26 protein-coding genes and 3 pseudogenes are annotated in these 25,922 nt (G+C 66.1%); 14 read left to right on the top strand and 15 right to left on the bottom strand.

The window, feature by feature from the left end; all coding sequences use genetic code 11:
* Positions 1-12 precede the first annotated feature (12 nt).
* Positions 13-711: pseudogene (locus tag OG266_RS44060) on the bottom strand (FtsK/SpoIIIE domain-containing protein); the annotation flags it as partial.
* 261 nt (positions 712-972) lie between these two features.
* Here OG266_RS44060 and OG266_RS44055 point away from each other — a divergent pair.
* A pseudogene (locus OG266_RS44055) lies at positions 973-1,305 on the top strand (helix-turn-helix domain-containing protein); the annotation flags it as partial.
* A 144-nt stretch (positions 1,306-1,449) separates the two neighbouring features.
* A pseudogene (locus OG266_RS44050) lies at positions 1,450-1,668 on the top strand (transposase); the annotation flags it as partial.
* A 172-nt stretch (positions 1,669-1,840) separates the two neighbouring features.
* Here the strand turns inward: OG266_RS44050 and OG266_RS44045 are convergent.
* The 3 genes from OG266_RS44045 to OG266_RS44035 form a co-directional block, all read right to left on the bottom strand.
* Positions 1,841-4,927 carry a tetratricopeptide repeat protein gene (locus OG266_RS44045; protein WP_371552498.1) on the bottom strand — a complete coding sequence of 1,029 codons (3,087 nt, stop codon included), beginning with the start codon at positions 4,925-4,927 and terminating at the stop codon, positions 1,841-1,843.
* Positions 4,928-5,486: 559 nt separating this feature from the next.
* Positions 5,487-5,798 (bottom strand): trypco2 family protein, encoded by a 312-nt coding sequence (locus OG266_RS44040; RefSeq protein WP_371552497.1) that lies wholly within the window; start codon positions 5,796-5,798, stop codon positions 5,487-5,489.
* 186 nt (positions 5,799-5,984) lie between these two features.
* Complete coding sequence (locus OG266_RS44035) at positions 5,985-6,368, bottom strand: hypothetical protein (protein WP_371553172.1); 384 nt, start codon at positions 6,366-6,368, stop codon at positions 5,985-5,987.
* Positions 6,369-6,441: 73 nt separating this feature from the next.
* Between OG266_RS44035 and OG266_RS44030 the strand changes: the two genes are divergently transcribed.
* Entirely contained in the window at positions 6,442-7,209 is a 768-nt protein-coding gene (locus OG266_RS44030; RefSeq protein ID WP_371552495.1) for a transposase, read from the top strand.
* Between the two features lie 575 nt (positions 7,210-7,784).
* On the opposite strand, the gene OG266_RS44025 is transcribed toward OG266_RS44030, so the two are convergent.
* Positions 7,785-8,708, bottom strand: coding sequence for a hypothetical protein (locus tag OG266_RS44025; RefSeq protein WP_371552493.1), 924 nt, complete (start codon positions 8,706-8,708; stop codon positions 7,785-7,787).
* 609 nt (positions 8,709-9,317) lie between these two features.
* On the opposite strand from OG266_RS44025, the gene OG266_RS44020 reads away from it, so the two are divergent.
* Both OG266_RS44020 and OG266_RS44015 read left to right on the top strand, forming a co-directional pair.
* On the top strand, positions 9,318-9,791 hold the full coding sequence (locus OG266_RS44020) for a hypothetical protein (protein ID WP_371552491.1): 474 nt from the start codon (positions 9,318-9,320) through the stop codon (positions 9,789-9,791).
* A gap of 54 nt (positions 9,792-9,845) precedes the next feature.
* Positions 9,846-10,136 (top strand): CPCC family cysteine-rich protein, encoded by a 291-nt coding sequence (locus tag OG266_RS44015; protein WP_371552489.1) that lies wholly within the window; start codon positions 9,846-9,848, stop codon positions 10,134-10,136.
* A gap of 693 nt (positions 10,137-10,829) precedes the next feature.
* On the opposite strand, the gene OG266_RS44010 is transcribed toward OG266_RS44015, so the two are convergent.
* Positions 10,830-11,138: a hypothetical protein gene (locus OG266_RS44010; protein ID WP_371552487.1), complete on the bottom strand. Its 309-nt coding sequence runs from the start codon at positions 11,136-11,138 to the stop codon at positions 10,830-10,832.
* Positions 11,131-11,679, bottom strand: coding sequence for a bifunctional DNA primase/polymerase (locus OG266_RS44005; RefSeq protein WP_371553170.1), 549 nt, complete (start codon positions 11,677-11,679; stop codon positions 11,131-11,133). Before OG266_RS44005 ends, OG266_RS44010 begins: the two co-directional genes overlap by 8 nt.
* Positions 11,680-12,077: 398 nt before the next feature.
* Between OG266_RS44005 and OG266_RS44000 the strand changes: the two genes are divergently transcribed.
* The gene (locus tag OG266_RS44000) at positions 12,078-13,325 is read left to right on the top strand and encodes a hypothetical protein (RefSeq protein WP_371552485.1); all 1,248 of its coding nucleotides are present in this window, start codon (positions 12,078-12,080) and stop codon (positions 13,323-13,325) included.
* A gap of 7 nt (positions 13,326-13,332) precedes the next feature.
* Here the strand turns inward: OG266_RS44000 and OG266_RS43995 are convergent, their stop codons facing one another.
* The 3 genes from OG266_RS43995 to OG266_RS43985 all read right to left on the bottom strand — a co-directional run bounded on the left by OG266_RS43995 (position 13,333) and on the right by OG266_RS43985 (position 15,406).
* A complete protein-coding gene (locus tag OG266_RS43995; protein ID WP_371552483.1) occupies positions 13,333-14,229 on the bottom strand; it encodes a phosphotransferase family protein in 897 nt (298 codons plus the stop codon).
* A gap of 61 nt (positions 14,230-14,290) precedes the next feature.
* The gene (locus OG266_RS43990; RefSeq protein WP_371552481.1) at positions 14,291-14,770 is read right to left on the bottom strand and encodes a hypothetical protein; all 480 of its coding nucleotides are present in this window, start codon (positions 14,768-14,770) and stop codon (positions 14,291-14,293) included.
* Positions 14,771-14,971: 201 nt separating this feature from the next.
* On the bottom strand, positions 14,972-15,406 hold the full coding sequence (locus tag OG266_RS43985) for a hypothetical protein (protein ID WP_371552479.1): 435 nt from the start codon (positions 15,404-15,406) through the stop codon (positions 14,972-14,974).
* 308 nt (positions 15,407-15,714) lie between these two features.
* Here OG266_RS43985 and OG266_RS43980 point away from each other — a divergent pair, with 308 nt between their 5' ends.
* Both OG266_RS43980 and OG266_RS43975 read left to right on the top strand, forming a co-directional pair.
* Entirely contained in the window at positions 15,715-16,221 is a 507-nt protein-coding gene (locus tag OG266_RS43980) for an SMI1/KNR4 family protein (protein WP_371552477.1), read from the top strand.
* Positions 16,222-16,908: 687 nt separating this feature from the next.
* Positions 16,909-17,436 (top strand): DUF4145 domain-containing protein, encoded by a 528-nt coding sequence (locus tag OG266_RS43975; RefSeq protein WP_371552475.1) that lies wholly within the window; start codon positions 16,909-16,911, stop codon positions 17,434-17,436.
* Between the two features lie 63 nt (positions 17,437-17,499).
* Here the strand turns inward: OG266_RS43975 and OG266_RS43970 are convergent, their stop codons facing one another.
* The 3 genes from OG266_RS43970 to OG266_RS43960 all read right to left on the bottom strand — a co-directional run bounded on the left by OG266_RS43970 (position 17,500) and on the right by OG266_RS43960 (position 19,573).
* Positions 17,500-18,267 carry a transposase gene (locus tag OG266_RS43970; RefSeq protein WP_371552473.1) on the bottom strand — a complete coding sequence of 256 codons (768 nt, stop codon included), beginning with the start codon at positions 18,265-18,267 and terminating at the stop codon, positions 17,500-17,502.
* A gap of 42 nt (positions 18,268-18,309) precedes the next feature.
* Positions 18,310-18,741 carry a hypothetical protein gene (locus OG266_RS43965; RefSeq protein ID WP_371551515.1) on the bottom strand — a complete coding sequence of 144 codons (432 nt, stop codon included), beginning with the start codon at positions 18,739-18,741 and terminating at the stop codon, positions 18,310-18,312.
* Positions 18,742-19,078: 337 nt separating this feature from the next.
* Positions 19,079-19,573: a DUF1877 family protein gene (locus OG266_RS43960; protein WP_371552471.1), complete on the bottom strand. Its 495-nt coding sequence runs from the start codon at positions 19,571-19,573 to the stop codon at positions 19,079-19,081.
* Between the two features lie 740 nt (positions 19,574-20,313).
* Here OG266_RS43960 and OG266_RS43955 point away from each other — a divergent pair.
* The 5 genes from OG266_RS43955 (at position 20,314) to OG266_RS43935 (ending at position 23,550) form a co-directional block, all read left to right on the top strand.
* Positions 20,314-21,042: an RNA polymerase sigma factor gene (locus OG266_RS43955; RefSeq protein ID WP_371552469.1), complete on the top strand. Its 729-nt coding sequence runs from the start codon at positions 20,314-20,316 to the stop codon at positions 21,040-21,042.
* Positions 21,035-21,826 (top strand): hypothetical protein, encoded by a 792-nt coding sequence (locus OG266_RS43950; protein WP_371552467.1) that lies wholly within the window; start codon positions 21,035-21,037, stop codon positions 21,824-21,826. The genes OG266_RS43955 and OG266_RS43950 overlap by 8 nt, the downstream gene beginning before the upstream one ends.
* Positions 21,827-21,938: 112 nt before the next feature.
* On the top strand, positions 21,939-22,061 hold the full coding sequence (locus OG266_RS43945) for a hypothetical protein (protein WP_371552465.1): 123 nt from the start codon (positions 21,939-21,941) through the stop codon (positions 22,059-22,061).
* 234 nt (positions 22,062-22,295) lie between these two features.
* Positions 22,296-22,949, top strand: coding sequence for an ATP-dependent Clp protease proteolytic subunit (locus OG266_RS43940; protein WP_329549583.1), 654 nt, complete (start codon positions 22,296-22,298; stop codon positions 22,947-22,949).
* Between the two features lies 1 nt (position 22,950).
* Positions 22,951-23,550 carry a ClpP family protease gene (locus tag OG266_RS43935; RefSeq protein WP_266470564.1) on the top strand — a complete coding sequence of 200 codons (600 nt, stop codon included), beginning with the start codon at positions 22,951-22,953 and terminating at the stop codon, positions 23,548-23,550.
* A 24-nt stretch (positions 23,551-23,574) separates the two neighbouring features.
* Here the strand turns inward: OG266_RS43935 and OG266_RS43930 are convergent, their stop codons facing one another.
* Together OG266_RS43930 and OG266_RS43925 are read right to left on the bottom strand one after the other, a co-directional pair.
* A complete protein-coding gene (locus OG266_RS43930) occupies positions 23,575-24,063 on the bottom strand; it encodes a helix-turn-helix domain-containing protein (RefSeq protein WP_371552463.1) in 489 nt (162 codons plus the stop codon).
* Between the two features lie 102 nt (positions 24,064-24,165).
* On the bottom strand, positions 24,166-25,017 hold the full coding sequence (locus OG266_RS43925; RefSeq protein WP_371552460.1) for a helix-turn-helix transcriptional regulator: 852 nt from the start codon (positions 25,015-25,017) through the stop codon (positions 24,166-24,168).
* A 153-nt stretch (positions 25,018-25,170) separates the two neighbouring features.
* Between OG266_RS43925 and OG266_RS43920 the strand changes: the two genes are divergently transcribed.
* On the top strand, positions 25,171-25,920 hold the full coding sequence (locus tag OG266_RS43920; protein WP_371552458.1) for an SDR family oxidoreductase: 750 nt from the start codon (positions 25,171-25,173) through the stop codon (positions 25,918-25,920).
* Positions 25,921-25,922: the final 2 nt, after the last annotated feature.

The raw sequence follows: 25,922 nt of genomic DNA, 5'->3' as shown, positions 1-25,922 counted from the left end.
GGCAGTCCCCTTTCACTTCGCGTCCAGGAGTTCGGGAAGGCGCGGGGTCAGGTGCGCGAACTCGGCCGCGATGGCTTCCGCATCCGCTTCGGTGACCAGGTGGGAGCGCGCGCGTTCCCAGCCGTCGCCGGAGGCCAGCACCGCGGTACCGGCTTGTTCCGGTGTGATGGCTTGCGCTGCCTTGAGTGCGTCCGGGTTGAGGTCCCCGAGGGCCATCTCTGCCGTGCCGGGATCGGCAACCCGATGGCAGACCCGGCCGCCGAGTTGGGCACGTAGCGCCGTGACGCCGGGTCCCAGGTCGGAGCCGACGCGTTGGCCGGCGACGACGAGGAACACACCGAGTGCTGCGCCGAGTTGGGCAAGCCGGATCAGTGCCGTACCGGCCGCCTGCGCTTCGTCCTTCTCGTTCCGACTCGCGACGAGGAACAACTCAGCGATCTCGTCGACGATGACGACCACTGGGACCGGCCGAGCCTGCTCCGGCAGACCCCAGATGTTCCGTACGCGCGCCGCACGGCAGACGGTCATGCGGTCGAGGGTGAGATCAACCAGCGCGGCCAGGAGTCTGACCGCCTGCTCACGGTTGGTCGCGAGCGCCGACAACCTCTGCTCGTAGAGCGACAGTTCCATGCCGCCTTTGCAGTCGACGCCGACCAGGGCGACAGGCTGCGGGGCCAGGCCCGCCACGAGCGCATTGATCAGCGTGGACTTGATCAACGGCAACACGATGGCAGCGACCCTGTTGTCCAACGACGCATCGATGACACGCGCCAGTTGGTCACCGTCATGAAGGTCTGCTTGAGCAAGGACGTTGAGCTCATCTTCGGCTGACCACCGGACCGCAGACGGCCAGAACTTACGGGACAGCCTTTAGTGAGCCGGTTTCGAGATACGTGGTCGACTCGTGAGTCGTGTTCTCTTCCATTTCGGGAAGTTGGCCTCGGCGGCTGTAGGGCGCGGTGTGCTGGGTGCATGGGCAGCAAGCTGCAGCCGCTGGAGCTGACGAAGGACGAGATCGAGATCCTGCGTGGTTGGGTGACGCGTCGTTCGACTGCGCAGGGCCTGGCGAAGCGGGCGCGGATCGTGCTGGCGTGTGCCGAAGGCCGGAGCAACACCGCGGGCGCCGCCCAACTGGGGGTCAGCCGCACCACCGTGAACAAGTGGCGGGCGCGTTTCCTGCGCCGCCGGCTGGACGGCCTGTGTGACGAGCCGCGGCCCGGGGTCCCCCGCACGATCACCAACGCGAAGGTGGAGGAAGTGGTGGTGCGCACCCTGGAAGAGGTGCCGGAAGGCTCCACCCACTGGTCCAAGCGCGAACTGGCCAAGAGGGTGGGGATCTCGTCCCCCAGCGTGCACCGCATCTGGCGGGCCTTCGGTCTCCAGCCGCACCGGGTCGAGGAGTTCAAGATCTCGCCCGACCCACTGCTGATCGACAAGATCCGTGACGTGGTCGCACTCGACCTCCTCGCCTGGATGCCCATGCTCGCCCTGACCGGCAAGACCCGCCGCTGGGAACCAAAAAGGCTCCGCCTGCGGCTGTTCTCCGCCGCCGCTCAGTTCGTGAACACCGGCCGGCGCCACTGGCTGCGCTTCACGGCCCGATGGCCCTGGACCGACGTCATCACTCACGCGATCGCCAGGCTCCACATCCTCCCGACCCCTGGCTGACCAGCCACTTCGACCATCCCGACAACCCCTGCCACCACACCGGCGAAGTGGAACCCGGCGCCCACCCGACGCGAAAGCCGGGACCTCAGCCTGCCCCAGCTCCGAAAAGACCGCATCACGCAAACACAGAGTCCCCGTCAGCACACCAACGAGGACTTATGAACGATCGAGGTTAGGACGCATCTTGTGGCCCAATAGGTACTCGCGCTTGGAATTCAGACTGATTCACCGACGTCGCGATGGGATCGCGCATCCACTCGGGCACCTCACTACCGGTCATTTCCAGGTATTCCGCGGCTACACCTGCGGGGTCCCCCGCGAAGGCTTTATGAAGTAGTCCCGCGATCGATTCGCCCATGTCACGTGCGTGCGGGGGGAGTTCGTGAACCAGCAGAAGTGCCGCGACCAGCGGTCGGACAGCCGAGCGGAATCGGGACTGTTCGATCGGCAAACGGCCGTGAACAACAAGGCTGTTGACCAGGAGAGGAAGAAAAGCATCGCGATTATCCGAGACGAGCAGGATGGCGAACCGAACAGCTTCTCCCGAGACGGGCACAGCCTCGTCCCACCGACCTTCCCGTGTCAGCACAGTAGCGTTGGTGTTCAGAGCACTGACAAGGCCTGAGAGAAAGGCGTCACCCTTAGCGCCGACGACTTCCCGATGGAGCGCGACGGACTCCCGCGAAAACAGCAAAGCCTCTTCCGGCTGCCCGGCTTTAGTCAAAAATATCGCATAGTTAGTCAGCGCGGTGGCCAACTTGGGCAGAAACGCATCACGGTGGGTCTTGGCGGCCCCTCGATAAAAGGTGACGGCTTCCTCCGAAGCCCGCACAGCCTGCTCGGACTGCCCGTCCTCTGTGAGCCTGAACGCGTGGTCGTTCAGGGAGGAGGCCAGGACGGGGAAGTACATGTCACCGTTGGTAGCGGCAAGTTCCCGGCGCAGCCGCACGGATTCCTCCGAAACCGCCAACGCCTGCTCCGTCTGCCCGACACGCATCAGTTGGGTCGCGCGATTGGCTAGCGACCTAGCCAGTTCGGGCAAAAAAGCGTCCCGGTCGGCATCGACAAGTTTCCTGCCAAGCTGAACTGCTTCCTCCGAGAACAACAGGGCCTGCTCCCGCTGCCCTAAAGCCGCAAGCCGAAGGGAATGATTGTTCACTGATGCGGCAAGGCCAGGGAGCGATCCGTCGCCCACACGGACAAGTTCGCGGTGAATCTCGACGGCCTCCTCCGAAACCGGCAAGGCATCCTGGAGTTGCCCGACGTCTGCCAGCCACGCCGCGTGATTGACGAGCGCCATTGCGAGGATATGAAGCCAGGCCTCGCGATCTGTGAGGACCAGTCCCCGTGCGAGTTCCAAGGCTTCCTCCGCGATCAATACAGCATCGTCTGGTCGGCCGGCCTCTCCCGTAATGGCCGCGTGGTTGCTCAACGCACCTGCAAGGAGAGGCAAAGCTTCAGGATCAGCGTCGGCGAGTTCCCGATGAAGGCGGACCGCTTCCTGAGAGGCCACCAGCGCCCGCTCCCGTTGCCCGGCCTCTCGCAATTGGGCCGCGTGGTTGAAATGGAAGGCGGCAAGATCGGGCAGGTAAGCTTCGCGGTTCATTTCAGCCAGGAACGCAGACAGGTCCACGAGAATGCCCGTGATGGTGGAGCCGACTACCGCCAGGCTGACCGAGGTGGAGGGTACAAGGTTGTAGACGCGGCCTAAGTGATCTGAGAGCGCGGCAGGATCGCGTTCGCCCAGCCGACGCAGGGCGTTGAGCAGCGGTCCGCGGTAGGCGGGGATAGGAGCCAGAAAAGGAGCGGCGGTGGCGAACGGGTCAGGGTACTTGGTGATGAGTAGCTCGATGACCTGGCTCAACAGTCTGTGGAATGGCTGATGGGCAGCCGTCCGTACCAGAGCGAAGAGTACTGACTGAGCTGTTTCCAGCCCTTTGGTCATCGCCCCGAGCTGGGAGACCAGATTGCTGTCGACAGCGTCGCCTGCTGTGAGAATTCCGCCGAGCAAGTATTCGGCCAGCCGGTCGGGCTGAATGACGCCGGTCGACAAATAGTAGCCAGGAGTGGGCGGGTAGAGAGTGGCGAGCCAGTCAACGACATCGTCGGTGCGATCCTCGCTTGCCAGGCGGGCAACCTGTTGGGCCAGATGACGGTCACAAGGGCCGAAAAGGATCAGTCCGGCAAGTGCACGGTCCAGGGCTAGCACCGCCTGCTGTTGGCGTCGGGCCTGGTCAGTAGCAGTCGAAAGCACCCCCGCAGCGAACAGACCCTTACCCGCTGCGGTACGGCGCAGGTAGTCGCGCTCATGTTCGACAAGCAGATGCTCTGGACGCTCACCGGCTGTTGGCTCAGTGCCGGACCCGGCCTGCAACAGGTTAAGGAGAGCGATCATCTGTAGCGCCAGTGCTGTGTCTCTCCGCGTCAGGGCGGGAGGATTTTCCTTCAGACGGTCGGCCAGTACAGGCCACGGTCTCACCGGTTCGCGGCCCGTCGGCTGCCCCGGCAACACGGCCAATCCATCCGCCAACCCGGTGACCGCGGCGCGGTAAGCCTCCTGACGGGCTTGCTGGTCGACACTGAGAGACCCCAACTCAAGGCATCCTGCCGCATCCCCCAGGAGTGCTGTCAGGTCCTGCCACCACGCACCGGCGGTCCTGGCCAGGAGCAGCAGACGCACTGGGCGCTGCAACGATTGCTCCGCGAGACAGCCCACCAGGGTATCGACAAACACCGGGTGGACCTCCGCGTAGTCGCAGACAACCAACGCCGGCGTCGTACACGTCACCAGTCGCTGGGCCAGTTCCGACGCCCGCAATCTCTGCTCCTGCTCGTCCAGCAGCTTGCGCTGAGCGGCGAGCCTGGCCGGTTCGATCTGCCCGGCCACCCAGCCGGACGCCCTGCTTGCCCGGAGGAACTCACGTGCCAGGCGGCTTTTGCCCTGTCCGCCTTCCCCAATGAGGAGCTTCACCGATAACCGCGAACCGCCGTCTCTCCATTCGGCCAGTCCAGCCAGATCCTTCTCCCGACCATGGAAGGGGACCACCTCAGCTGCCGCCGACAGCAACGACCCAGGAGTACGCGCAGTCACCTTTGCCAGTCGGCAGTCAAGCGAGCCATCGAGTTCCACCGGCTGGAGAACCGGTTCCCCCCCAGTGTGATCCCGTACAAGGTCCGTGAACCGCCGGTCGCCAACCAGACTCGACACCGGCACAGCGTGCAGTCGGCGGTTCTCGAATTCCTCATCGTCCTTTACCACGACTCCAACAAGGAGAGGCCCACAGAACACCGATGCCCCTGACGCACCGCTCCACGCTCGCTCGCCAGACGCCCTCAGACGTGGCGCCGTCCGCTGGTCCAGGATGAGGGTGCCAGCCTCACCGGAGGATAGCGGCGGAAGCATCCCACCGAGTGTCTCCACTCCCCGCACGCCGTCCTCGAACTCGGCCAACAGCGGATAGCCCAACCCCGCGTACGTCAACGGGCTGTTGCCGACACAGTGCCCCCAGCGCACGGGCTCCACGGTCGCGACTGCCCTGTCCAGTTCAAGCAAAGCGACGTCAACTACCTGATGGTTCGGTACGGATTCCGCAGCGGTTTCTGGGGCCCGCCAGCACACTCGTGCCTGGGCACGCACGGGCACCCCATAGGTTGGATGTCCGACCCGCACTTCGATGCGCGGCCACAAGCCTAAGGGCCCCGCGACCACATGAAGCGCGGTCAGCACCAACCGTGGACCGATCAGGTATCCCGACCCACAGCTTTTCGCCCGTGAATCCGAACCAGCCCTGACATCGGCCAGTCGCGACGCGTCCACCTCACTCGTCCCAATCCCGATCCTGCTGCCGTGTCACGTGTGCCGTACGGCCGCCTAGCGCCTCATCACGCACATTCAGTTTCAACGTCAGCCGGTGCGTGTGCGCTCTGCCCACCTTGGCTCCTGCCCCGACTGACAGGACACCGAACGACACTTTCGCCTCCGGGCCGCCTTCCTCACGCAGCTCGACCAGCAGTTCCATCTGCACTTCAGCGATCTCGAACCGCAATTGCTGATTGGCCCCGGCGTCCTGTGCCTCTCCCAGTTCTCGCCGCAACTGCTCGATAGCTTGAGCCACCCCGACACGACTCACCCGAACCTCTTCTCGTCTCTGACCCCGACACCCGCTTGCACACAGTGTGCCCGCCACCCATAAGGGGCGGTGCCGGATTGCACATACCGATCACCACCGCACGGAAGGGGCGGGTGTAGCGCCGCCGCAGGGGCCACGACTGTCTAAAGGCTGTCCCGTAAGTTCTGGCCGTCTGCGGTCCGGTGGTCAGCCGAAGATGAGCTCAACGTCCTTGCTCAAGCAGACCTTCATGACGGTGACCAACTGGCGCGTGTCATCGATGCGTCGTTGGACAACAGGGTCGCTGCCATCGTGTTGCCGTTGATCGATGATTGCTTCCAGCCGGGGCAGCATGGCCGCGCATTGAGCGGGCGTGAGGTCCGGATCATCGTCATCTGGATGGTCGAGGAGTGGTGCCAGTGTCGTGGAGACGCTGCTCCACGGGCGGTCTCCGCCGAAGCCGCACATCTCAGAGAGGCTGAACCCCTCGGACTGGGCCAGCCACTTCCTGAACATGTTGAAACCGGTGTAGGACCAGGAGATGTCCGGGCTGGTCACATCGTCGTCTCCGGGGAAGAGCACGAGCCCCATCGTGTCCTCCTTGCTCGTCCGGTGCTCAGGATCGGTCGTGGGGAGCGTGTCGGCAACTGAAATGATCTGCCGCATGGTTGGTGTGATCACGGCGTCGCAGTCGTCCTGGATAGCTCCGTTCAGCGGGCTGAGCCCTCGCGGCTTCGGCAAGTTGGTGACCGCACTGCGCGGCGAGGGCGCCGACGCGTCGGGCCGGGGCCGTCCCTGGCGGCTTTCATTTGAGGACCGGGTACTCCTCGTCGCCGCGTACTGGCACACGAACTTGACGATGCGCCAACTCGCGCCGCTGTTCGGCATTTCGAAGTCGGCGGCCGACCGGATCATCGACCAGCTCGGCCCGCTCCTCGCGCTCCGGCCCAAGCGACGGTTCGCGAAGGACACCGTGCTGATCGTGGACGGCACCCTGGTCCCCACTCGCGACCACAGCATCGCCGAGCAGTCGAAGAACTACCGCTATTCCACCAACCATCAGGTCGTCATCGACGCCGACACCCGCCTGGTCGTCGTGGTCGGCGACCCCCTGCCCGGTAACCGCAATGACTGCAGGGCGTGGGAGGAATCCGGCGCGAAGGCCGCTGTGGGCCAGACCTTGACGATGGCCGATGGCGGCTATCCGGGCACCGGGCTCCTCATGCCTCACCTCCGCACTCCGGGCGAGGAGTTGTCCGACTGGAAGCGGGAACACAACCGCTCGCACAAACAGGTCCGCGCCCGTGTCGAGCACGCCTTCGCCCGCATGAAGACCTGGAAGATCCTCCGCGACTGTCGCCTACAGGGCGACGGCGTTCATCACGCCATGCTCGGCATCGCCCGCCTGCACAACCTCAACCTTGCCGGATAGATACCAGGCCCGACTGCAGCCGGCCGCACCCCGAACACCTCAAAGATCATTTACGGGACAGCCCTTAGGCGACCTCCACCCGAGTCTCGATATCGAATCAGAGTGGGCCAACACCTACCGAAGGCAGCAGGCCCGTTTCCCCAGACTGTTCAGATTGCGCCTCTATGCGTTGTGGGTGGCACTTCACCTCGGCATCGCCGTGGTCGGAGCGGTGTTGTCCGCGTGGTCGTTTTTGTGACGTTCCTGATGCGTGCCCCTCGCGTACCCGATGCACCGGGGAATCAAGGGGCACAGCAGGGGATCAAGGTATACCGGGCACGGGCACGGCCTCCGACTATTCATTCTGGTCAGGGGCCGCTCACCTGCGGTGGGTGTGAGATTTGAACCCACGGTCACATCCCTGCGACGACGGTTTTCAAGACTGGCGACCGGACACCTAATACATGTGGTGAGGCGTCTCGAAAACATAGGGCTCGTGGAACACAATGCCCCGAAGTTCGTACCGTGTTGGGGTGATCGGCGTCACAACCGCGGCGGGAACTGCGGAAGGTGCTGCGGGTATCAGCTCACAGTGGTCAGCCAGGAGTCTCAGTCAGGAGACGGCCGGCCAAAAGGTCTGCAACGAACGACTCAAGACTTCCTCCGAGAGAATTGACCTCACGAGGGTCAGGATGCGGCACGTATCCGTGGGTAAGCGCACTGCGCACCTCATAGCAACGAGTAAATAAGTCTGCTGGTTTTCTACCGTCATACTTCCGCGGCTCCAACGTCCGAGCCAGCAGCCGCCCGGCTTGACCGATCGACTCGTTATGCAGCCAGTTCAGCGTCCCCAGTAGTGAGTTGCGCTCGGCATGAGTGAGGTCTGCGTTGTCTTTCGTAGCCTCAATCATGGCAGTCACGTGCGCCTGAGCAGCGGTCGAGCGAGGCTGGAGGTTAAGCAGGGTCTCAACCGCCATCGTCAACATCAGGAGTCGTGCGGCCGCCGATGCCTGGAAGAAGGAACTGCTGTACAGATCGAAGGCCAGCCTCTCGGCCTCCTTCAGGGGTTCGTGGAGCTGCGCGGCATGAAGGAATACAGAACGGAATTTCTCATCCGAAGGACGCACACAACCAAAGAGATCACTCGCGGTGACAAGGAGGAGGTCAGGCTGATCCTGGAAGACTGTGACACCCGCCACGCCCTCCATTACGTGACGTCCGAAGTATTCGGAGAACACCGGCTCTGCGGTCGTTGTCGAGCTGCTCGAAGGGTCCTGATCACCAAAATCGGCGGCGAGATGCATCCGGGCGAAGGAACGACTAATGACGTCCCTCCATCGCTCACCCCCTAGGGCAGCTTCATCATGAGTGGCATAGCCCTCGCCCCTGACCACGAAGTTGGCAGCGTCGCGCAGGGGCTGGCCTTTCTTCTCGGAAGACTTGAGCCAGATCCGTTGCTCTCCTTCCTCATGGATCAAGAGCTCCGCTGCGGCCAACCCGAGCCGCGTCGTGCTCGGCATCGTGAAGGGGAGACGAAAGCAGTACATGGGCAACCCCCGAGGACGTAGCCGAATCTTAGAGATCCTAGTGTTCCGGCGCGATGTAGTGCGGAGAGTTACACGTAAGCCGGATGATCGGTGTGCTGACCGGGTTCACGCGCACAGTTCCACAGCTACGTCCACCGGGTCATTCTCTACTGGCCAGCCCCCACTCGGCCGCGTCAGTGCAGCATCGTGCGATCGGGCGATGAATGTCTAACTGCGTGAGACCGCCCCGCCTGTAGTTCGCATCGAGCGGGCGTGGCACGGTCTCTCGGCCGTGCCACTCTCGTGCCAGAACGCACGGAGACTCACGGGGAACCGGGGTTCGCCAAGACGATGCCGCCGATTTGTGCCCAAGGCAGGGAATCCGCAGGTCACGCGCGTGGTCGCCCAACCTCGCTCCTAAAGCGGTGCGGCTTTGTGTCGACCCCAGGGCTAGGGGTGAAGTCAGCCGACCAGTCGCAGAGAGCGGGAGCGCGGATGTACGCCCCATCTCTGAATGACGGGTTTGGCGGCGTTGCCAACTACCGATGGCAACAGGCTACGAGCGCCCTGTCCACGTGGGCCGCACTCTCGTACCTTGCCGACATGGATTGGACACCGCTCCTGGCCACGCTCCTTGGTGCCGCAATCGCTACAGGATCCGCCCTGCTGGTAGAAGTCCGGAAGGATCGTCGTGAGGCCCTGGCGGAGTGGAGGCGAAGTAAGCGGGAGTTATACGGCGCCTATCTCGACGTGCTGTCCCAGGCACGCAGCGAACTTCAACTCATCATCCTGGATTGTGGGATGTCAGAGGCTGAACGCAAGATCGCAGCAAAGCAAAGCTTCGCAAGGTGCTACGAGATCCGGTACCAATTGGAGGTCTTCGCACCGCGAGCTGTTGTTGAACCGGCGCTGGACTACTTTCGCAGCGTCCGTCGGGCACGGGAGGCAACCATACGGGGCGTGTCGAACGGTGATGAGGGGTACGAGGTCGCGTTCCAGGATGTGATGGAAGCCCTGACCGTTGTGCGCGCTGCTATGCGCCTCGACATGGGCACCGACAGGCTTCCTACCGACTGAGCAGTTCGCATCTATTGGGTCGCGATCAACGGCACGGCGTAGCAGGATGCGGCGGTGGTCACTTCATTCTTCAACATCCGCGGAAAGGCCGAGGACGGCCCATACCGCTGTCCCTGCTGCGGCTTCCTGACGCTCGATGAGCGTGGTTGCTTCGACATCTGTCCCGTGTGCTTCTGGGAGGACGACGGGCAGGACGACCACGATGCCGACGAGGTTCGAGGCGGTCCGAACGGTTGGCTGAGTCTCACCGAGGCACGTCAGAACTTCCACACCATGGGAGCCTGTGACGAGCGACGCACTCAGTTTGTCCGCGCCCCTCTGCCCGACGAACATCCAACGGTCTGACATCACCGGCTGACATCAACGTCCCAGTATCTGAACGGATCTCGGCGTCCTGAACTGGACTCCGATTCGCCCGGCGACCACGAATCCAAGCAGCTCGCATGCCCCCTGGACCGAACTCCTAAAGCGGTGTTCACCTATCTCCTGACGACTAGCTCATCCAACCTGTCGGTTGGCTCTGCCGCTCGTCCGGGCTGCGGCGCTGGGGCGCCGGTCCCGGCCGGACGGCAGAGCCAACCAGGGCGCAGAGCGCCGTGCGCAAGTAGAGGCCCCGTACGACGGTCGCAGGGAAGCGGCGTCGTACGGGGCCAGGAGCCGACCAGTCGCGGGAGCAAGCTCGGACCGCAACGACCGGGGCACGGGGCTGGTCAGGCAGCAGACGCTTGTCGGCGGGGATTGGTTGAACAGGCCTGAGGCGTAGCGTGAGCCGTCTCCGCAGCAAGGCCCGACGCAATCAGTTCGGCCAGGAGTAGCGCCGCCTCCGGGCGTATCGTGCCGAGGCGTACCAGGCCTTCACCGAAGACGTTCACATCGGCCGTGAGTCCAGGAAAGTCGGACTCCAGTCCCAGGTCTGTGAGTTGCGAGGCCAGTATGTCGGCGCTGCGCCGGGCTTGCGTCCAGCCGCGGACGTAGGGGACGCCTGGTATCAAGTCCTCGGCGCGCTTGGCAACGACTCCTCGCCGGTCGGTCATAGCGTCAGTCCTCTCGCGTCCGTTGTTCGGGAGTTCCGTTGCGTTCAGTGCTGCTTTCCGTCCCGCACGTCAACGCGAGTCGAAGCAGTTCGGCCAGGCGCTCCGCCGTTGCGGGTGAGACTCGCCCGAGTTCGATCAGTCCGTGTCCGAAGGCGTTCAGGTCGGCTCGCAGATAGGCAAAGTCCTTTTCCATGCCCGCAACGGTCAGGACGTCTCGCAGAGCGGTCGTCGCGTTTTGGGCTGCGTACCAACCGTCGCTGTCCAAGGGGGACCACTGGGCGGCGTCCTGGTGATCGCATGGTTCATCACGCATCGGCAGCCGGCCTCTCAGCGGCGGCCATGTCCACCGCGGACGGAGAGGGATACCTCTCGCCGTACCGGTCGGCGCGTGCCAGCAGTTCGGATGCGGCTACGAGCATGGTTGCCAGGGCGACCGGGCGCAGCGGATTGGCCTCTGGGCGGCGTACTGGTGCGCGGAGCCATTGGTAGCGGTCGCCCGGCAGTGGCATGGGGCCGGGGACGACTACGACGGAGCCGAGGCTCAGGTAGCGATACGAGGGCGGGGTCTGCGTCTCCCGTGTGAGGAAGTGCACGAAGCTCTCTTGGCTTCGGGAGTTGAGCAGGAAGCCCACCCGTCGGGCCTTGTGATCCACCACGACCGGGCCGAACGGTAGGCCCCGGCGTACGAGTTGGTCGAAGGTTTCCAGTCCTGTGCGCTGCTCAATCGTCACCACGTCGAAGAGGCGTCCTGTCGGCAGCATGCACGGGGTGCGAGGGTCGTCCTCCCAGACCGCTCGGCACATCACCGGATCGTCGGCAGCGGCGGAGAGCCACTCGACACCCCTCCTGGTCATCCTCTGCACGTCATCTCACCTCGGTCGGACTGTGTCGGCGGCATCAGTGCCGTCGTGCGTCCAGACTCGGGGCCAGGGCCCCGACCAGGGCAGATGACGAGAGGTGACGGGGGATGACGAGGCACGCGCCCGTCCGTCATCCCCCGTCCGCGCCTAGGGAGGGAGCATCTCCAGCCACTTCCAGTGCAAGGGGATTACCTCCGCGTACATTCGGTGGAGAGACTGGGTTGTCGTACCGACGCACGCGCGGGGAGGGAACGGCCACGTCATCGATGCAGTCGACCAGCACCCACTTACGCGAGGCTCGCGCCAAACTGGGTTGGAGTCAGCCGCGGTTGGTCCGCGAGTTACGTCAGGCAGCCACGCGCCGGGGCCACCAACTCCCTTCCGATGCAAGCGTGAAGCGGCGTATCGCCAGCTGGGATAACGGGCACAGCACGCCGGATAACTTTTACGGTCCACTGCTGTGCGACGCCTTCGGCGTGAGCGCCGCGGAACTCGGGCTGAACCACAGCACTGGCCATGATGCGACTCTCCTGGACGCGAGCTATCCAGCGAGTCCAGATGCGGCGATCAAGGCCGTGGGGCAATTGTGGCGCGCCGATCTCAACGGTTACGAGCCCCTGCTCCAGGCCGAGCCGTCCGAGCCCGCGTGGAGCGAGGCTTCGTTGCGGTGGTTGGTGGCCCCGGAGCCATCGATTCCCCGACAGGCGCGGGACGGTGCGCGGGTCGGTCTTGGAGACATCGCAGCCATCAGGACCACCGCGGATATGTTCGCGCAGATGGATGACCAGTTCGGTGGGGATCACGCGAGGCACGCGGTCGTCCAGTACCTCAGCCGCGACGTGGTTCCGCTCCTGCGCGGCCAGTACACCGAAGCAGTTGGTCGATCCCTCTTCTCCACCGTTGCGGAGGCGACGCTCCTCGCCGGCTGGATGTCCTATGACGCATGCCATCACGGCCTCGCTCAGCGGTACTTCCTTCAAGCACTCCGGCTGGCGCAGGATGCCAATGACCGTCGACTTGCCGGGAGCGTCCTGTCGGCCATGAGCCACCAGGCCACGTTCCTCGGCCGCTTCACCCAGGCCGCGACCCTCGCCCGAGCTGCCCTCATGGGCATCTCCCCCGTGGCCACGCCAACGCTTCGCGCCCAGTTCCACGCCATGGAGGCTCGTGCGCTGGCACGTACCGGCGATGTCCGCGCCTGCGAGGCCGCGCTCACTGCCGCGACGAAGGCGTTGGAGAGTCGCAACCACGACGACGAGCCGGAGTGGATCAGCTACTTCGACGAGGCCGAACTCGCAGCCGAGGCGGCCCACTGCTTCCGCGACGTGAACAGTGCACGCCAGGCCGTCGCATACGCCGAGAACGCGATGAGTGGCAACCACGTACGCAGCGATTTCTTCGCGACCATGGTCCTCGCGGACGCCCACCTACGGGCCGGCGATATCGAGGAAGCCTGCCGCGTAGCCCTGGACGCGCTCGACCTCGGCGAACAGCTCAAGTCAGCAAGATGCGTGAGCTACCTGGCCGAGTTTCGGCGGGACCTCTCGCAGGTCGACGGAGGTTCGACAGTGCGCGATCTCCAGGACCAGGCCCGAGAACACAGGTTGTGGGTGGCCGCCGACGCACAGGTCGGTCACTGACACACGCTCAGAACGGCCGCCAATCGTCCCGGCCCTGGCCCGTGCGGAGAGAGCGTACGCGCCGAGCGAACTCCCCCGCAGACTTCTCGCTCGTGGCAACCTGATGCCCGACCCAGACGACCATCATCAACTCGCGCAGATCAGCGAGCACTTCGTAGCCCGGCCAGTTCAGCAGGTCGAAGCCGTACCGGTGGACGAACTCCTCATACTCAGCCCTCGTGTGCCAGCCGTACCGCTCGTAGAACATCGCGGTGAGGACTAGATCCCACTCCCGAGGAGCCAGCGTGAAGCCGTCGAGGTCGATGAGAACCGCGTGGCCGTCCCGATGACGGAGCACGTTGCCTATGTTCGCGTCCCCGTGGATCACCCCGAAGGGGAGCACGAAGTCCAGCCGGTCGTAGTCCTTGTTCAGCTTCGCGGCGCGCTCCTCCAGGAAGGTGCGGTCATCTTCCGTGACGCCGACCATCTGCCCCAGCGACGCCCACAACTTCGCGAAGGGATCGAAGTACGGCAGCCGCAGCGACTCAGGCTCTTCGAGCCAGTGCAGGCGGCGGAGCAGGTCGGCCAACTCGCCCACCGTTCCGTACTCCTCGTGCTCCTGCACGCTCTCCCAGAACGTCACGACCCGGCCGCTGACCACCAGGGGTTGCGTCACCTTGGCCAGCACCCGAGTTGCCGGAAGATCTTCCGCCTCCAGCCGGCGGGCAACCCGTACGGCCCGTTCCATATCCTCCATGGCATCGGGGTCGCGGGCAACGCGGACGATGATTGGGGAGGCTGATAAGCGATACACAGCGTTGGATCCAAGCCGCAGCAACTCGGCTCCCGAGGCGTCCAGCCCTACGGTTCGGCAAGCCTCCTTGAAGACCGCGCCCACAGTCTCCGCCGTGAACTCCGACGCCATGCCCAAGGCCTCCAGTCGCGTGGTTCGATTGATTGAGGAGCACGCCTGCTCCGCGCCCCGGTCACTCAGGTCTGGAGATGTCGCGGCTCAACGCGTCGAGCGCCATCCGCGAGTTCCCATCAGACAGCGGGACTCCGAGCCTGTCCTCAAGTACCTGCTTCACGTGGCCCACATTCTCTGACCACCACCGCACCTGCCACCCGACCAAGCGGTCCAGAAGCTTCAGAGGCCTGTTTCCGAAGGACCACCCATCGGCGATGGCGCATCGACCGGCGTAAATGCGCTCAAAGCACCAGAGGACCGCGAAGTAGGAGTTGCGGACACGTGGGAGGTCGTCGTCGGCGATGCGACTACCGTCGTACACGAGGGTGCCGAGGTCTTCACGCGCCCTTGCAACCTCTCCGCTGGTGAGATCAGTGTGGAGGTCACGAGCCAGCTTGAAGTCCTCCACCCGACGCTGCCTCCGATACGCGGCTACGGCGATGCCTAGTGCGAAGAGCGACACCACGGCAGTGCCCCCCGTCCACACGTCCGCGCTCAACCTTCCTCCCCTGCACCCGGTTGACGTGCTCGACGATACGGGCCGCCCGGGACCCGTGATAGGCCGCCCACGTAATAGGGGCGTAATGACCTTGCTCAGCAGGCGCCGTGGATGCCACTCCCTCGCAGGTCAGGCCCCTAAAAGCGTCACGGCCTCACCTGGGCTCCGGAGCCGTGTGCAGTCACGGAGGCCAAGCTCGGGCTAGGAGGTCAGAAGCTGCCACTGGTCCCGCCAGGCAACGACGTCCTCGGGCTTTATGACGGTGTTCCTCGAATCGGGATTTCGAGGGCGTACACCTCCCACTTGCTCCAGGAACTGCTTGTGACGGGCTTGTACTTCAGCACGTAGCGTGTCGCCGTCAGCGACGTAGAAGTCATGATTGTCCGCAGTGATGTGGACCAGGATGACTCGGTCGCAGGTCAGGGCTGTGAACTTGTCGATGTCCGCAATCATCCAAGCGCCCTTAGCGGCCACCATCACTTGTGCGGTGTGCGCGCCAACCTCGACGTAGGTTTGGGCGCCCTTCAACCTGGCCGGCAACCCTCGCAAGAGCGCCTCGGCGACAGCGAGGTGACGTCCAGCCTGGTGAGTTTGCGCGTGGGTGCGTGTGACCATTGGTGGCATGGCGAAGAGCATGCCCCACCGTGCGACAGGAGAGAACAAGGCATCGTGCCTCGGACACAAAGTCCCCCGTCTTCCGAGCCCTTGAGTAGAGGCAATCCTCGGCTCATCAAGGGCGGGCGTGCCAGATGAGTGCCAGATCCTGCGGGGAACCACGGTGAACAGTGGGGGGTAGCCCCAGGTTCAACCAGGGCTTCTACGCCATTCCGCCGCAGGTCGGCGCAGCAACCGCAGCCAAGAGACCCGAGCTTCCCAAGCTCAGGGTGCACGGTGCTGTGTGTAGCGGCATCGACAAGAGGAACTGCGTCACTGAGGATCCTGGGGTGACTGATGACGAGTTCGTCCTGGCGGTCCGTAAGCATGTGGCCGGCCGGGGACTGCCCGGCCCGGTATCGGCTGAGGAGGTCGCTGCCTTCGAGCAGGTGGTGGGGCATCCGATGCCCGAGCTGTTGAAGCGGCTATATCTCGAAGTCACCAACGGTGGCTTCGGGCCCTGGGCAGTAGTGTCCGTGACCGAGACGGACGACTGGTTCAGCGACTGCGCAGACATCACCACGGCCTACCGCGGATTCACCGATCCCGATGACGTCCTCCCCTCGGGGATCGTCCCGCTGATGGACCGGGGCTGCGCAATGTGGACGCTGATCGACTTCCGGACGGCCGACGGACAGATGTGGGACTGGGACCCCAACCTGTGCTGCATCCGGCATGCGCCCGCACCGATCGGACAATCGCTCGCGCACTGGCTTACCGACTGGTTGCACGGCAAGGCGCACGAGGGCCCCTACCCGCACCGTGCATTGGCCCACTCCGGCTGTCGCACCCCCTGAGGCCGAAGGAAATCCCGTCTCAGTTTCCGTCTCATTCATCGGGGTCAGGCCAGACCACAAGCCCAGCAGGACGCGAAGCCGGGCCATCTATGAACGCAGGTGACCGGTGGTGGACGATGCCCTGCCCCCACCAACACAGTTGGAAAGCGTGCACATGCGGTCGACGTGCAGCACTGATTGGTGCGCGGCCGGCGCTGACAGGTCTCACTCTTGGCCATCGACGAAGCCCGACCGTCGGTTAGGTCCCGGGTTCACCCCGGGCCGCCCCCAGACAGAACCGGGGATGCAGCTGCTCTACAGAGCTGGACACCTCGGAAGCCGACCGCGCGTCCAAGACCCTAGTCGTGGCCACTGACACCCCCTGCGAACCTGACACCCCTCGACCGTGTTCCGCCCATCCCCGCACCACAAGCGCACCAGATCGAGCGGGGAACAGCGGGGAATCACGGTGAAAGCCGCCGCCTCCGACGAGGCAGCACCTAGCCCGTTCGCCCAGGTCAGCGCCCGAACCACCCGCAAATGCCCGCAGCTTCCCAAGCTGAGGGCTCTGAGAGTCCGCAACCGGCCTCCTCCTCCGGCCGGAGCGGGCCGATCTGTCGCCCCCATGACAGCTCCCGCCCAAAGCCGCTACACCGACCTCGTGCACGCTAGGCTCGGCAGTCGGCCACGCCAAGTCCGGGGGTATGCATGGGCCAAGGAATGCGGTTACTTGAGTGTCCACAGTGCGAGGAAAAGTCTCTTTTTGACGAATGGGTCATACGCCGCGACGGGTCACCAACCCAAGCTGGCCGCCCAGCTGACTTCAAGCTCTGGGGTTGCCTGGCGTGTGGACAACCCCAGCTCTGGAGCGAGCCCGTAGATTCGGACGACTCGAACGAGCCTCGACGATTGTGGCCCCAGGTCACCGCACTTGCTCCGGGCATTCCAGCATCGATAGCGCGGGAGATGGTGGAAGCGCGTGCATGCTTCGATGCCAACCTGTACACAGCAGCTGCCGTCATGGTCCGCCGTACGTTGGAAGGCATGTGTATCGAGCAGGGCACGCAAAAGAAAGCCCTCTTCCAGGCACTCCAAGAATTCCGCGATAACGGGAAGATCGAGGGCCGCCTCTTCGACTGGGCACAGGCGTTACGAGTGCTAGGCAACCAAGGTGCCCACTTCAGCAAGGAATCTGTGAGCCGGGAAGACGCAGCGGACGCGCTGTCTCTTGCCTAAGGCTTGTCCCGCAAAAGATCTTCGAGTCGAGGTGGATGGGTCGGCCTCTGAGGGCTCGCTCGTTCATCCGGCGAGGTTGAGGTTGTGCAGGCGGGCGATGCCGAGCATGGCGTGATGGACGCCGTCGCCCTTGAGGCGGCAGTCGCGGAGGATCTTCCAGGTCTTCATGCGGGCGAAGGTGTGCTCGACGCGGGCGCGGACCTGCTTGTGGACGCGGTTGTGCTCCTGTTTCCAGTCGGGGAGTTCCTCACCTGCACGGCGGCGGTGGGGCATGACGAGACCGGTGCCCGGATAGCCGCCGTCGGCGATTGTCATCGCCCTCCCGACGGCGGCTTTGGCGCCGGATTGCTCCCACGCCCTGCAGTCGTTGCGGTTGCCCGGCAGAGGCTGGCCGACCACGACGACCCGGCGAGTATCGGCGTCGATGAGGACCTGGTGGTTGGTGGAGTACCTGTAGTTCTTGGACTGCTCGGCGATCGTGTGGTCGCGGGTAGGTACCAAGGTGCCGTCCACGATGAGCACGGCATCTCTGGCGAAACGGCGCCGAGGCTGCAGCGCGAGGAGCGGACCAAGGTGGTCGATGATGCGGTCGGCAGCGGACTTGGAGATGCCGAACAGCGGGGCGAGTTGACGCATCGTCAAGTTGGTGCGCCAGTACGCCGTGACCAGTAGTGTTCTGTCTTCCAGCGGCAGACTCCACGGCCTGCCGCGGCGGGTGGCATCGACCCCCGCACGACGCAGCGCCGTGACCACCTTCGTGAACTGGCGCGGGCTCAGCCCGGTGAACGGGACTATCCAAGACGGTTCCGACGCCGTGATCACACCAGCCACCGCATGATCATCCCACTCCGGCCAACCGCGCCGGAACAGCCGTCAGGGCTTTGGAATGAAGGCGGGATCGATGCCCATCGCGGCAATGCCTTCGCGCACGGAACGGTCCAACTGCTCGATCTCTGCCACGAGACCGTCCCAGGGGATGGGTGAGGTCCAGAAGTTCGGCGTGAAGATCGAGCCGATCCGCCAGCCCTCACCAGAGTGCACGATGCGGATCAGTCCCGGATCCGCCTGCATCGAGTCGAGCTCGAAGTCCGCTCGGCCGGCATCCGGACACTGGAGCCAGAGCGAAAGGTGGTACGCCAGCTCGGCCACGGGAAACGCCTCTTCGGACCACACCACCCGTCCGTCTTCCCGGATGGACAGCTCTGCCTCGATGTCGAGGAGAAGGACCTCCAGGGGAGCCTCCTGCGGCGCGAGACCACGCCGCGACAGATCCGACAACCCGAAGTTTCGGCAAGCGAACCGCACTGACCGGCCTCCAGGAGATCTGAGGCCCTATAGCCAGGCCATCCAAATGCAGACAACCGTACCAAGTCATGCCAGGTGCCCCACCCGGCACCCGAGTAACGGGACAAGCCTTAGGCTCTTCTGAACTACATCTACGTCTTCGCAGTCAAGTACGAGGAATTTCACAACCGTAGGCAGGCGTCAGCAAACTGAGTGGTTTGTGTATTGTCGAGGATCTCCAGCGGCGTCGGGCCGTACCCGGAATACCTTGCGGCGGCCCAGCAGGCGTACGGCGCGGAAGTCAGGTCTCCTGATTGAGCCTGGCGAGGGCCGTGGAGGAGTCCGCGTGCCGGGTGCTTCAGGTCGGCAGCCACTTCACCACCGCGTCTCCGGACGCGGCCGTCTGCGTGTAGAACTCGGTCAGCTCCCGATGCGCCGCCGCGAAGATGCCCCGCGTGTCGGGCTCTGCGGTGACGCCGCCGTAGCGCGGCAGCAGTTCGTTGCGGGCGAAGACCCACAGCGCGTCGAAGTCGGTCATCGTCAGGAACCTGGCCACGCGGTGCGCTTGGCCCGCCGTCAGCACCAGGAACGGTGGCTTGTACCGATCAGGGTGGAACACCGGCCGACCGCCGAGCACCACTTGGGCCCGGGGTCGATCCTCCGCGCGGTGCGGGGGATCGCCGACGTAGAGGAGTTCCTGGTCCAGATAACGCTTGTCCAGCACCTCCTCGCGGTGCCGGTCGAGGCGGTGCTGGACGGTGTCCGAGTCGTCCCCGAACAGCCGTTCCAGCCAGGTCGCGCTGTTGCGCAGTGCCGGGGGCGGCACCGCTCGCAAATGGAAGTAGAGGCTCATCACACAAGGAGCGCGCGGGGGCGCCGGAGCATCACTCCACCCGGCGCACGCCGCGTTCCGGGAGCCCCCCGGCCGTCGTGCGGCAAGGTGAGAGACGGCTCTGCGCCAGTTGTCGGACCCCCGGAGAACCGGGTGGCGTGGCGGATCACTTGCCGACCTCGCTGCGCGGGTTCGGGGCGTACGCGGGTGATGTGATCGTCCGCCGTCGGTCCGAACGGCGTGTGGGGCGGCCGGACCCCCACAGGGGTTGGGGTCCGGCCGCCCCCCTCCCTCTCCATGTCGCCTCCGGGGGGAGTCGAGAGCGACGCGGAGAGAGCTCCGGGAGTGGTCCTGGCACCGACGTCCGGCCTGGCGATCACCGATCACCATCGGGCGGTCCGGTGCGGACTCGGTACTCACACAGCGCACGGCCAGCGCGATACGTCACCCGGCCGGGACGGCACGGGTTGCGGACAGGTGTCCCAACGCCGGATTCGCCGGGCGTTGCTGAGCCGTAACGCCGTCCGGCCCGGCGCACGGATCGGCTCAACGTCCTTACGTCGCCGTTTCCTTGGAGCTGCCGACGGCCCTCGCGGCTTCGCCGCCCACCCGACAGGAGCTCCGACGACGACGTGAGGGACGCCTGATGCGTTGTGACACTTCCGTGAGAACGCGCGCTGGTCTCAATGGGGCCGTCGATGCCAACGAGGCTCGTCGGACGGAACGGACTCGCTTTGAACCAGGTGCGAACGAGGACAGTCTTGGGCCAGGCACGGCAATCTCGCCGCGTACAGACGTACGACGGGGAATTGAGCGCGGCAGTCGCGCGGGCCCAGGACGGGGACGAGGCCGCCTTCGCGGTCGCCTACCGGATCGTGCAGCCGGGCCTGCTCGGGTATCTGCGCGGATTCGTCGGCGAGGACGCGGAGGACGTGGCGTCCGACGCCTGGCTGGAGATCGCCCGTGACCTCGCACGGTTCAAGGGGGACGGGGCCGGTTTCCGCGGTTGGACGGCGACCATCGCCCGGCACCGGGCACTGGACCATCTGCGTCGCCAGCGCGTGCGGCCCCGGTCGGGAGGGACCGAGCAGGACGTACTGAACCTGCCCGGCCCGCACAGCACCCATGACCAGGCACTGGAGACCCTCTCCACCGAGCGGGCCCTGGAACTGGTCCGTGGGCTGCCCAAGGACCAAGCCGAGGCCGTGCTCCTGCGAGTCGTTGTCGGCCTGGACGGTACCGCCTCCGCGCGCGTCCTCGGCAAGCGCCCGGGAGCCGTGCGCACCGCCGCCCACCGAGGTCTGAAACGCCTCGCCCACCAGTTGGGCGTCGCGGGCCAAGCGGCCGAGGGTGTGACGGATGAGGCGCCCCGGACGCTGGGGAGTCGAAGTGAACGACGCCCGCGGCACTGGGCCGGCGGACAGGCAGCAGGGCCCGGAACGCCAGGTGAATCGAAGATGTCGGACAGGAACGGAAGCGGGCATGCGTGAACGGCTGAGCGGCGACGGAGTGCCGGGCCGTCGATGGGTCCCCCCTGACGACGCCGTGTCCGCCCCGCGGAACGTACGTGACGACACCGCGCTGGAGACGGTGCTGGCCACCGTCCTACGCGGAGCCGATCTCGCTCCCGACGCCGAGCAGCGGGCCGTGGCCGCCTTCCGGGCCACCCGTGGCACGGACGCGCATCGGGTGCGTACCCGGCGCCGGGACGACTGGCGGCTGCCCGTGGAGCGGCGAACCGGGCGCCCTGTGAAGACAACGTTCGCCGCCGTGTTCGCCAGCCTCGCCCTGGGCGGTGTCGCGGTCGCGGCCATCGGTTCGGCCGACTCGTCCACGGACGGCGCCGGTGCCGACCGGAAGACCGCTCACCCCTCGGCGTCCGCCCCGGGCCGGCCGAGCGGTGAGACCTCGTCGGCATCCTCCGGCGGCGTCGGACCGACGAACGGCTCGGCCGCCGCCCAGGACACCGAAGCCCACTGCCGCGCCTACGAGCAGGTCAAGGACCGCGGCAAGGCGCTCGACGCGACGGCCTGGCAGCAACTCGTCGCGGCGGCGGGCGGCGAGGGCAAGGTCGCCGCGTACTGCGCCGAGCAGTTGGCGCGGGCGACAGCCGCACCGGGCAGGTCCAGCGACACGGGCAAACCCGGCGAGAGCACTGCGGACACCGGCACGGGCACGGCGGGGAACACCGGCACGCCGGGCAACGGGAATCCCGGCAACGACTCCGACGGCGCGGATAACGGGGCCGGCAACGGCAAGGCAAGCGGCGGGTAGGGCGAGTAACCGCTGCGCCCATCGGCCGGGCCACTCCCCGTTCGGGGGCGTGAGAACGCGTTGCGCCAAGGGTGAGCCGGTGGGAATCGTGCAGTGGTCGCGTAGGAAGGAAATGGCGCCTTCCCCCAGGTCGGACGGCCTCATCCGCGCCGCCCATGAGTGCAGTCAGGGCGGCCGGTTCGGCTTCGTCGAGCTGAAGACCGGGCAGCTGACCTCGGATGCGGCCGTCCTGTGACTGTCACAGCGCAAGGCGGACCGCCGTGTTCCGCGGATCCGAGGCCGACTGAGCCGAGGACTTCCGGCCGGGACGGGACGGCGCCGCTTCCGGTTCGGCCTGCCCCCTTCCGCCCCCCTCTGCCCGTAGCGAATCTGCTACCGGCCGAGAAACCTGATCCCCGGGCGCATTCGGTCCGATGGTGGAAATCGCGGCGACGAAAGCCGCTCCGCTCCGACACCTCACGGAGGACCGATGACTCCACTCATCACCGGCTGGGATCCGGCCCGCGCACCGCGGGCCGACGAGGGCGACACGCCTGCGACCCGCTTCGACGATCATCTGGCCGCACAACTGCTCGCGCAGCGGATCGTTCTGCTCGGTACGCAGGTCGACGAGGTCTCCGCGAACCGGGTCTGTGCCCAACTGCTCCTGCTGTCCGCGGAGGACTCGCGGACCGACATCAGCCTGTACATCAACAGCCCGGGCGGATCGGTGACCGCGGGCCTCGCGATCTACGACACGATGACGCTGATCCCGAACGACGTCTCGACGCTCGCCATGGGATTCGCCGCGAGCATGGGGCAGTTCCTGCTCAGCGTGGGAGCGCGCGGGAAACGCTTCGCGCTGCCGAACGCTCGGATCATGATGCATCAGCCGTCGGCCGGTATCGGCGGAACGACCGCGGACATCGAGATCCAGGCGCAGAACCTGGAGTTCACGAAGAAGGCCATCGAGCGGATCACCGCGGAGCACACCGGCCAGAGCGAGGAGACGATCTCCCGCGACGGCGACCGCGACCGCTGGTTCACGGCCGGGCAGGCGAAGGAGTACGGCATGGTCGACCGGGTTGTGGAGTCGCTCGACGACGTCCGGCCGGCCGCGTCACGGCGACGGATGGGGCTCTGACATGGGTACGTACACGATTCCGAACGTGGTCGACCGGACCCCGCAGGGCGAGCGGTCGTACGACGTGTTCAGCAAGCTGCTGTCCGAGCGAATCATCTTCCTGGGGACGGAGATCGACGACGGGGTCGCGAACGTCGTCATCGCGCAGCTTCTCCATCTGGAGTCGTCGGGCCCGGACAACGAGATCGCGATCTACATCAACTCGCCCGGGGGATCGTTCACTTCGCTCATGGCGATCTACGACACGATGACGTACGTGCAGGCGCCGATCTCGACGTTCTGTGTCGGGCAGGCGGCCTCGACCGCGGCGGTGCTGCTCGCCGGGGGCGATCCCGGGCGGCGGTTCGTGCTGGAGCATGCGCGGGTGCTGCTCGGTCAGCCCGCGAGCGGTGGACGGCAGGGTACGGTCTCCGACCTCGCGCTCCAGGCCAAGGAGATGCTCCGCATCCGCTCGCAGGTCGAGGAGGTCCTCTCGCGGCACACGCACCACGACGTCGCCACCCTCCGCGCGGACATGGACCGCGACAAGGTCTTCACCGCGCAGGAGGCCGTGGCGTACGGGCTCGCGGACGAGGTGGTGAGCCGACGGCTCCCCGTGTGACACCACAGGCACCACCGGCCTGTGTCAGGCGGCCAGGCACATCCCGTCGTATCGAGGAGCCGACGTGGCGCGGCTCCGGCCCGGCCTGACCTGAGCGAGCCGCGTCAGCTCGTCCTGGGCCAGCGACAGCAGGTCGGTGAGGCCCAGGCCGAGGGCGCGGGCAGCGGCCGCGAGGACTTCGGACGAGGCCTCCTTGCGGCCGCGCTCCAGCTCCGAGAGATACGGCATCGAGATCCGGGCCGCATCGGCCACGTCCTTGAGCGTGCGCTCCTGGGCGAGCCGCTCGCGCCGCAGGACGTCACCCACGAGGTCACGCCACAGCGGTTCCTTGCTCGCGGGAGCGGAAGCGGGGGCAGGGGCGGGGGCCGGTTGCGCCTGGCGTGGCGCCAGGACCGGCCGGGGCCGCAGCTGCGGCGCGCGTGCCGGAGCGTCGGTCCGAGCCGGGGCCGGACCCGGCGCGGCCGCCGGACGCAGAGGGATGACGCGGGCTTCGTTCGGCGCTTGGTTGCTCACCCTCTCAGCCTAGAAGCGCCGGGTCGTACGGGAAGGGACCGGCGTTCCGCTCTCGGTGGAATCGCGCGCCGGGTGTGCGGCGCCCCGAGGTGAAGTCCGGGATCAACTGCCGTACGGGCGCGGGGCATCGGCGGCTCCTCCCGCGTGCAAGGCTCCGAGAAGGGCGAGGGAGTCGGCGTCCGCCGTGCCCGGTTCGGCGCTGCCGACGAGCAGGCACTGCCCGGGGGCGTCCTGCACGTCGAAGGACTGGTAGGTGAGCGTGAACCGGCCCACGTCCGGGTGGTTGAACACCTTGGTCTTGCTACCCAGCCTGCCGACGCCGTGCTCGCGCCACAGCGCCGCGAACTCCTCGCTGCTGTCGAGGAGTTCGTCGACCAGCGCGCGGGTCTCGGGGTCGTTGCGCTGGTGTCCGTACGCCAGTCGCAGCGCTGCCACGGTGTCGCGTGCGACGGCCGGCCAGTCAACGAACAGCTGCCGGGCGGCGGGGTCGTGGAAGAGGGAGTGGACCATGTCACGGGGGTTCGCGAGAGGTGAGAGCAGCGCCTGGGCGGGAGCGTTCGAGGCGAGGACGTCGAGGCGGCGGTTGGTGATGTAGGCGACCGCGGCGGGAAAGCCGTCCATCAACCGCAGCAGGGCGGGCGCCACCCGCTCCTGACGACGGCCGACGGGGGACGTCTTCGGCACGAGTCCGGCCAGCCGGTACGCGTGCCAGCGGGCGTCCGTGTCCAGCCGCAGGGCCCCCGCGATCGCGTCGATGACCTGCCCGGAGGGATGACGTTCCCGGCCCTGTTCCAGGCGCGCGTAGTAGTCGGCGCTGACGTCGGCCAGAACGGCGACCTCCTCGCGCCGCAGCCCCGCGACCCGGCGTGACCCCGAGCCCGGGAAACCCACATCGGCGGGGTTCAGGCGGGAGCGACGTACCCGCAGAAACTCGCCGAGCTCATTTCCGGTCATGGAGAAATCGTACGTCGGCGTTTCCCGCGTCACCGCTTCCTAGGTGTGGCGCACCCAGGAAGACCCGTCCTGCCCCCGCGGCGGGATCCGGCACATGCTCGGACCCTGACCAGAACAGAGCCGCAGGTCGCGGCCATGTCCGAAGGGGTTCTCATGACCGTCCCATCCACCACCGACGCCTCCCCCGGCAAGGTCGTTCTGATCACCGGGGCAAGCAGCGGGATCGGCGAGGCCACGGCCAGGCGGCTGGCCGCGGCCGGCCACCGTGTGGCACTCGGGGCCCGCCGCACGGACCGCGTCGCCGCTCTCGCCAAGGACATCCGGGCCGATGGGGGCAGCGCCGTGCACCACGAGCTGGACGTGACCAGCCTGGAGAGCGTGCGCGCCTTCGTCGAGGCGGCTCACGACCAGTACGGACGCGTGGACGTCCTGGTCAACAACGCGGGCGTGATGCCGCTGTCCCCCCTCGACGCCCTCAAGGTCGACGAGTGGAACCGCATGATCGACGTCAACATCCGGGGCGTCCTGCACGGCATCGCCGCCGTGCTCCCCGTCATGCGCGCCCAGGGCGCGGGACACATCGTGAACATCGCCTCCGTTTCGGGGCACCGTGTCGACCCCACCGCCGCCGTCTACAGCGCCACCAAGTTCGCGGTCCGCGCCCTCTCCGAAGGCCTGCGCCAGGAGAGCCGCGACCTGCGCGTCACCGTCATCAGCCCCGGCCTGACTCGCAGCGAGCTGACCGAGGGCATCAGCGACCCGGGCGTCCGCGAGGCCGTCCAGGATCAGATGGGGATCGCGATCCCCGCCTCGGCGATCGGCGAGGCGATCCAGTACGCCATCAGCCAACCGCTGGATGTCGACGTCAACGAACTGGTCATCAGGCCGACGGCCCAGGGGTGAGT

Origin of the sequence: Streptomyces sp. NBC_00554, assembly GCF_041431135.1 — a bacterium.
GTDB lineage: Bacteria > Actinomycetota > Actinomycetes > Streptomycetales > Streptomycetaceae > Streptomyces.
This window is presented reverse-complemented; position numbering and strand designations above follow the sequence as displayed.

What these genes read in the sequence shown, in the direction of transcription:
- OG266_RS44035 (WP_371553172.1), bottom strand. Translation starts at nt 6,368, where the DNA reads ATGGGGCTCGTGCTCTTCCCCGGAGACGACGATGTGACCAGCCCGGAC.
- OG266_RS44030 (WP_371552495.1), top strand. Translation starts at nt 6,442, where the DNA reads ATGGTTGGTGTGATCACGGCGTCGCAGTCGTCCTGGATAGCTCCGTTC.
- OG266_RS44025 (WP_371552493.1), bottom strand. Translation starts at nt 8,708, where the DNA reads ATGCCGAGCACGACGCGGCTCGGGTTGGCCGCAGCGGAGCTCTTGATC.
- OG266_RS44020 (WP_371552491.1), top strand. Translation starts at nt 9,318, where the DNA reads ATGGATTGGACACCGCTCCTGGCCACGCTCCTTGGTGCCGCAATCGCT.
- OG266_RS44010 (WP_371552487.1), bottom strand. Translation starts at nt 11,138, where the DNA reads ATGCGTGATGAACCATGCGATCACCAGGACGCCGCCCAGTGGTCCCCC.
- OG266_RS44005 (WP_371553170.1), bottom strand. Translation starts at nt 11,679, where the DNA reads ATGACCAGGAGGGGTGTCGAGTGGCTCTCCGCCGCTGCCGACGATCCG.
- OG266_RS43995 (WP_371552483.1), bottom strand. Translation starts at nt 14,229, where the DNA reads ATGGCGTCGGAGTTCACGGCGGAGACTGTGGGCGCGGTCTTCAAGGAG.
- OG266_RS43985 (WP_371552479.1), bottom strand. Translation starts at nt 15,406, where the DNA reads ATGCTCTTCGCCATGCCACCAATGGTCACACGCACCCACGCGCAAACT.
- OG266_RS43975 (WP_371552475.1), top strand. Translation starts at nt 16,909, where the DNA reads ATGGGCCAAGGAATGCGGTTACTTGAGTGTCCACAGTGCGAGGAAAAG.
- OG266_RS43960 (WP_371552471.1), bottom strand. Translation starts at nt 19,573, where the DNA reads ATGAGCCTCTACTTCCATTTGCGAGCGGTGCCGCCCCCGGCACTGCGC.
- OG266_RS43950 (WP_371552467.1), top strand. Translation starts at nt 21,035, where the DNA reads ATGCGTGAACGGCTGAGCGGCGACGGAGTGCCGGGCCGTCGATGGGTC.
- OG266_RS43945 (WP_371552465.1), top strand. Translation starts at nt 21,939, where the DNA reads ATGGCGCCTTCCCCCAGGTCGGACGGCCTCATCCGCGCCGCCCATGAG.
- OG266_RS43940 (WP_329549583.1), top strand. Translation starts at nt 22,296, where the DNA reads ATGACTCCACTCATCACCGGCTGGGATCCGGCCCGCGCACCGCGGGCC.
- OG266_RS43935 (WP_266470564.1), top strand. Translation starts at nt 22,951, where the DNA reads ATGGGTACGTACACGATTCCGAACGTGGTCGACCGGACCCCGCAGGGC.
- OG266_RS43925 (WP_371552460.1), bottom strand. Translation starts at nt 25,017, where the DNA reads ATGACCGGAAATGAGCTCGGCGAGTTTCTGCGGGTACGTCGCTCCCGC.
- OG266_RS43920 (WP_371552458.1), top strand. Translation starts at nt 25,171, where the DNA reads ATGACCGTCCCATCCACCACCGACGCCTCCCCCGGCAAGGTCGTTCTG.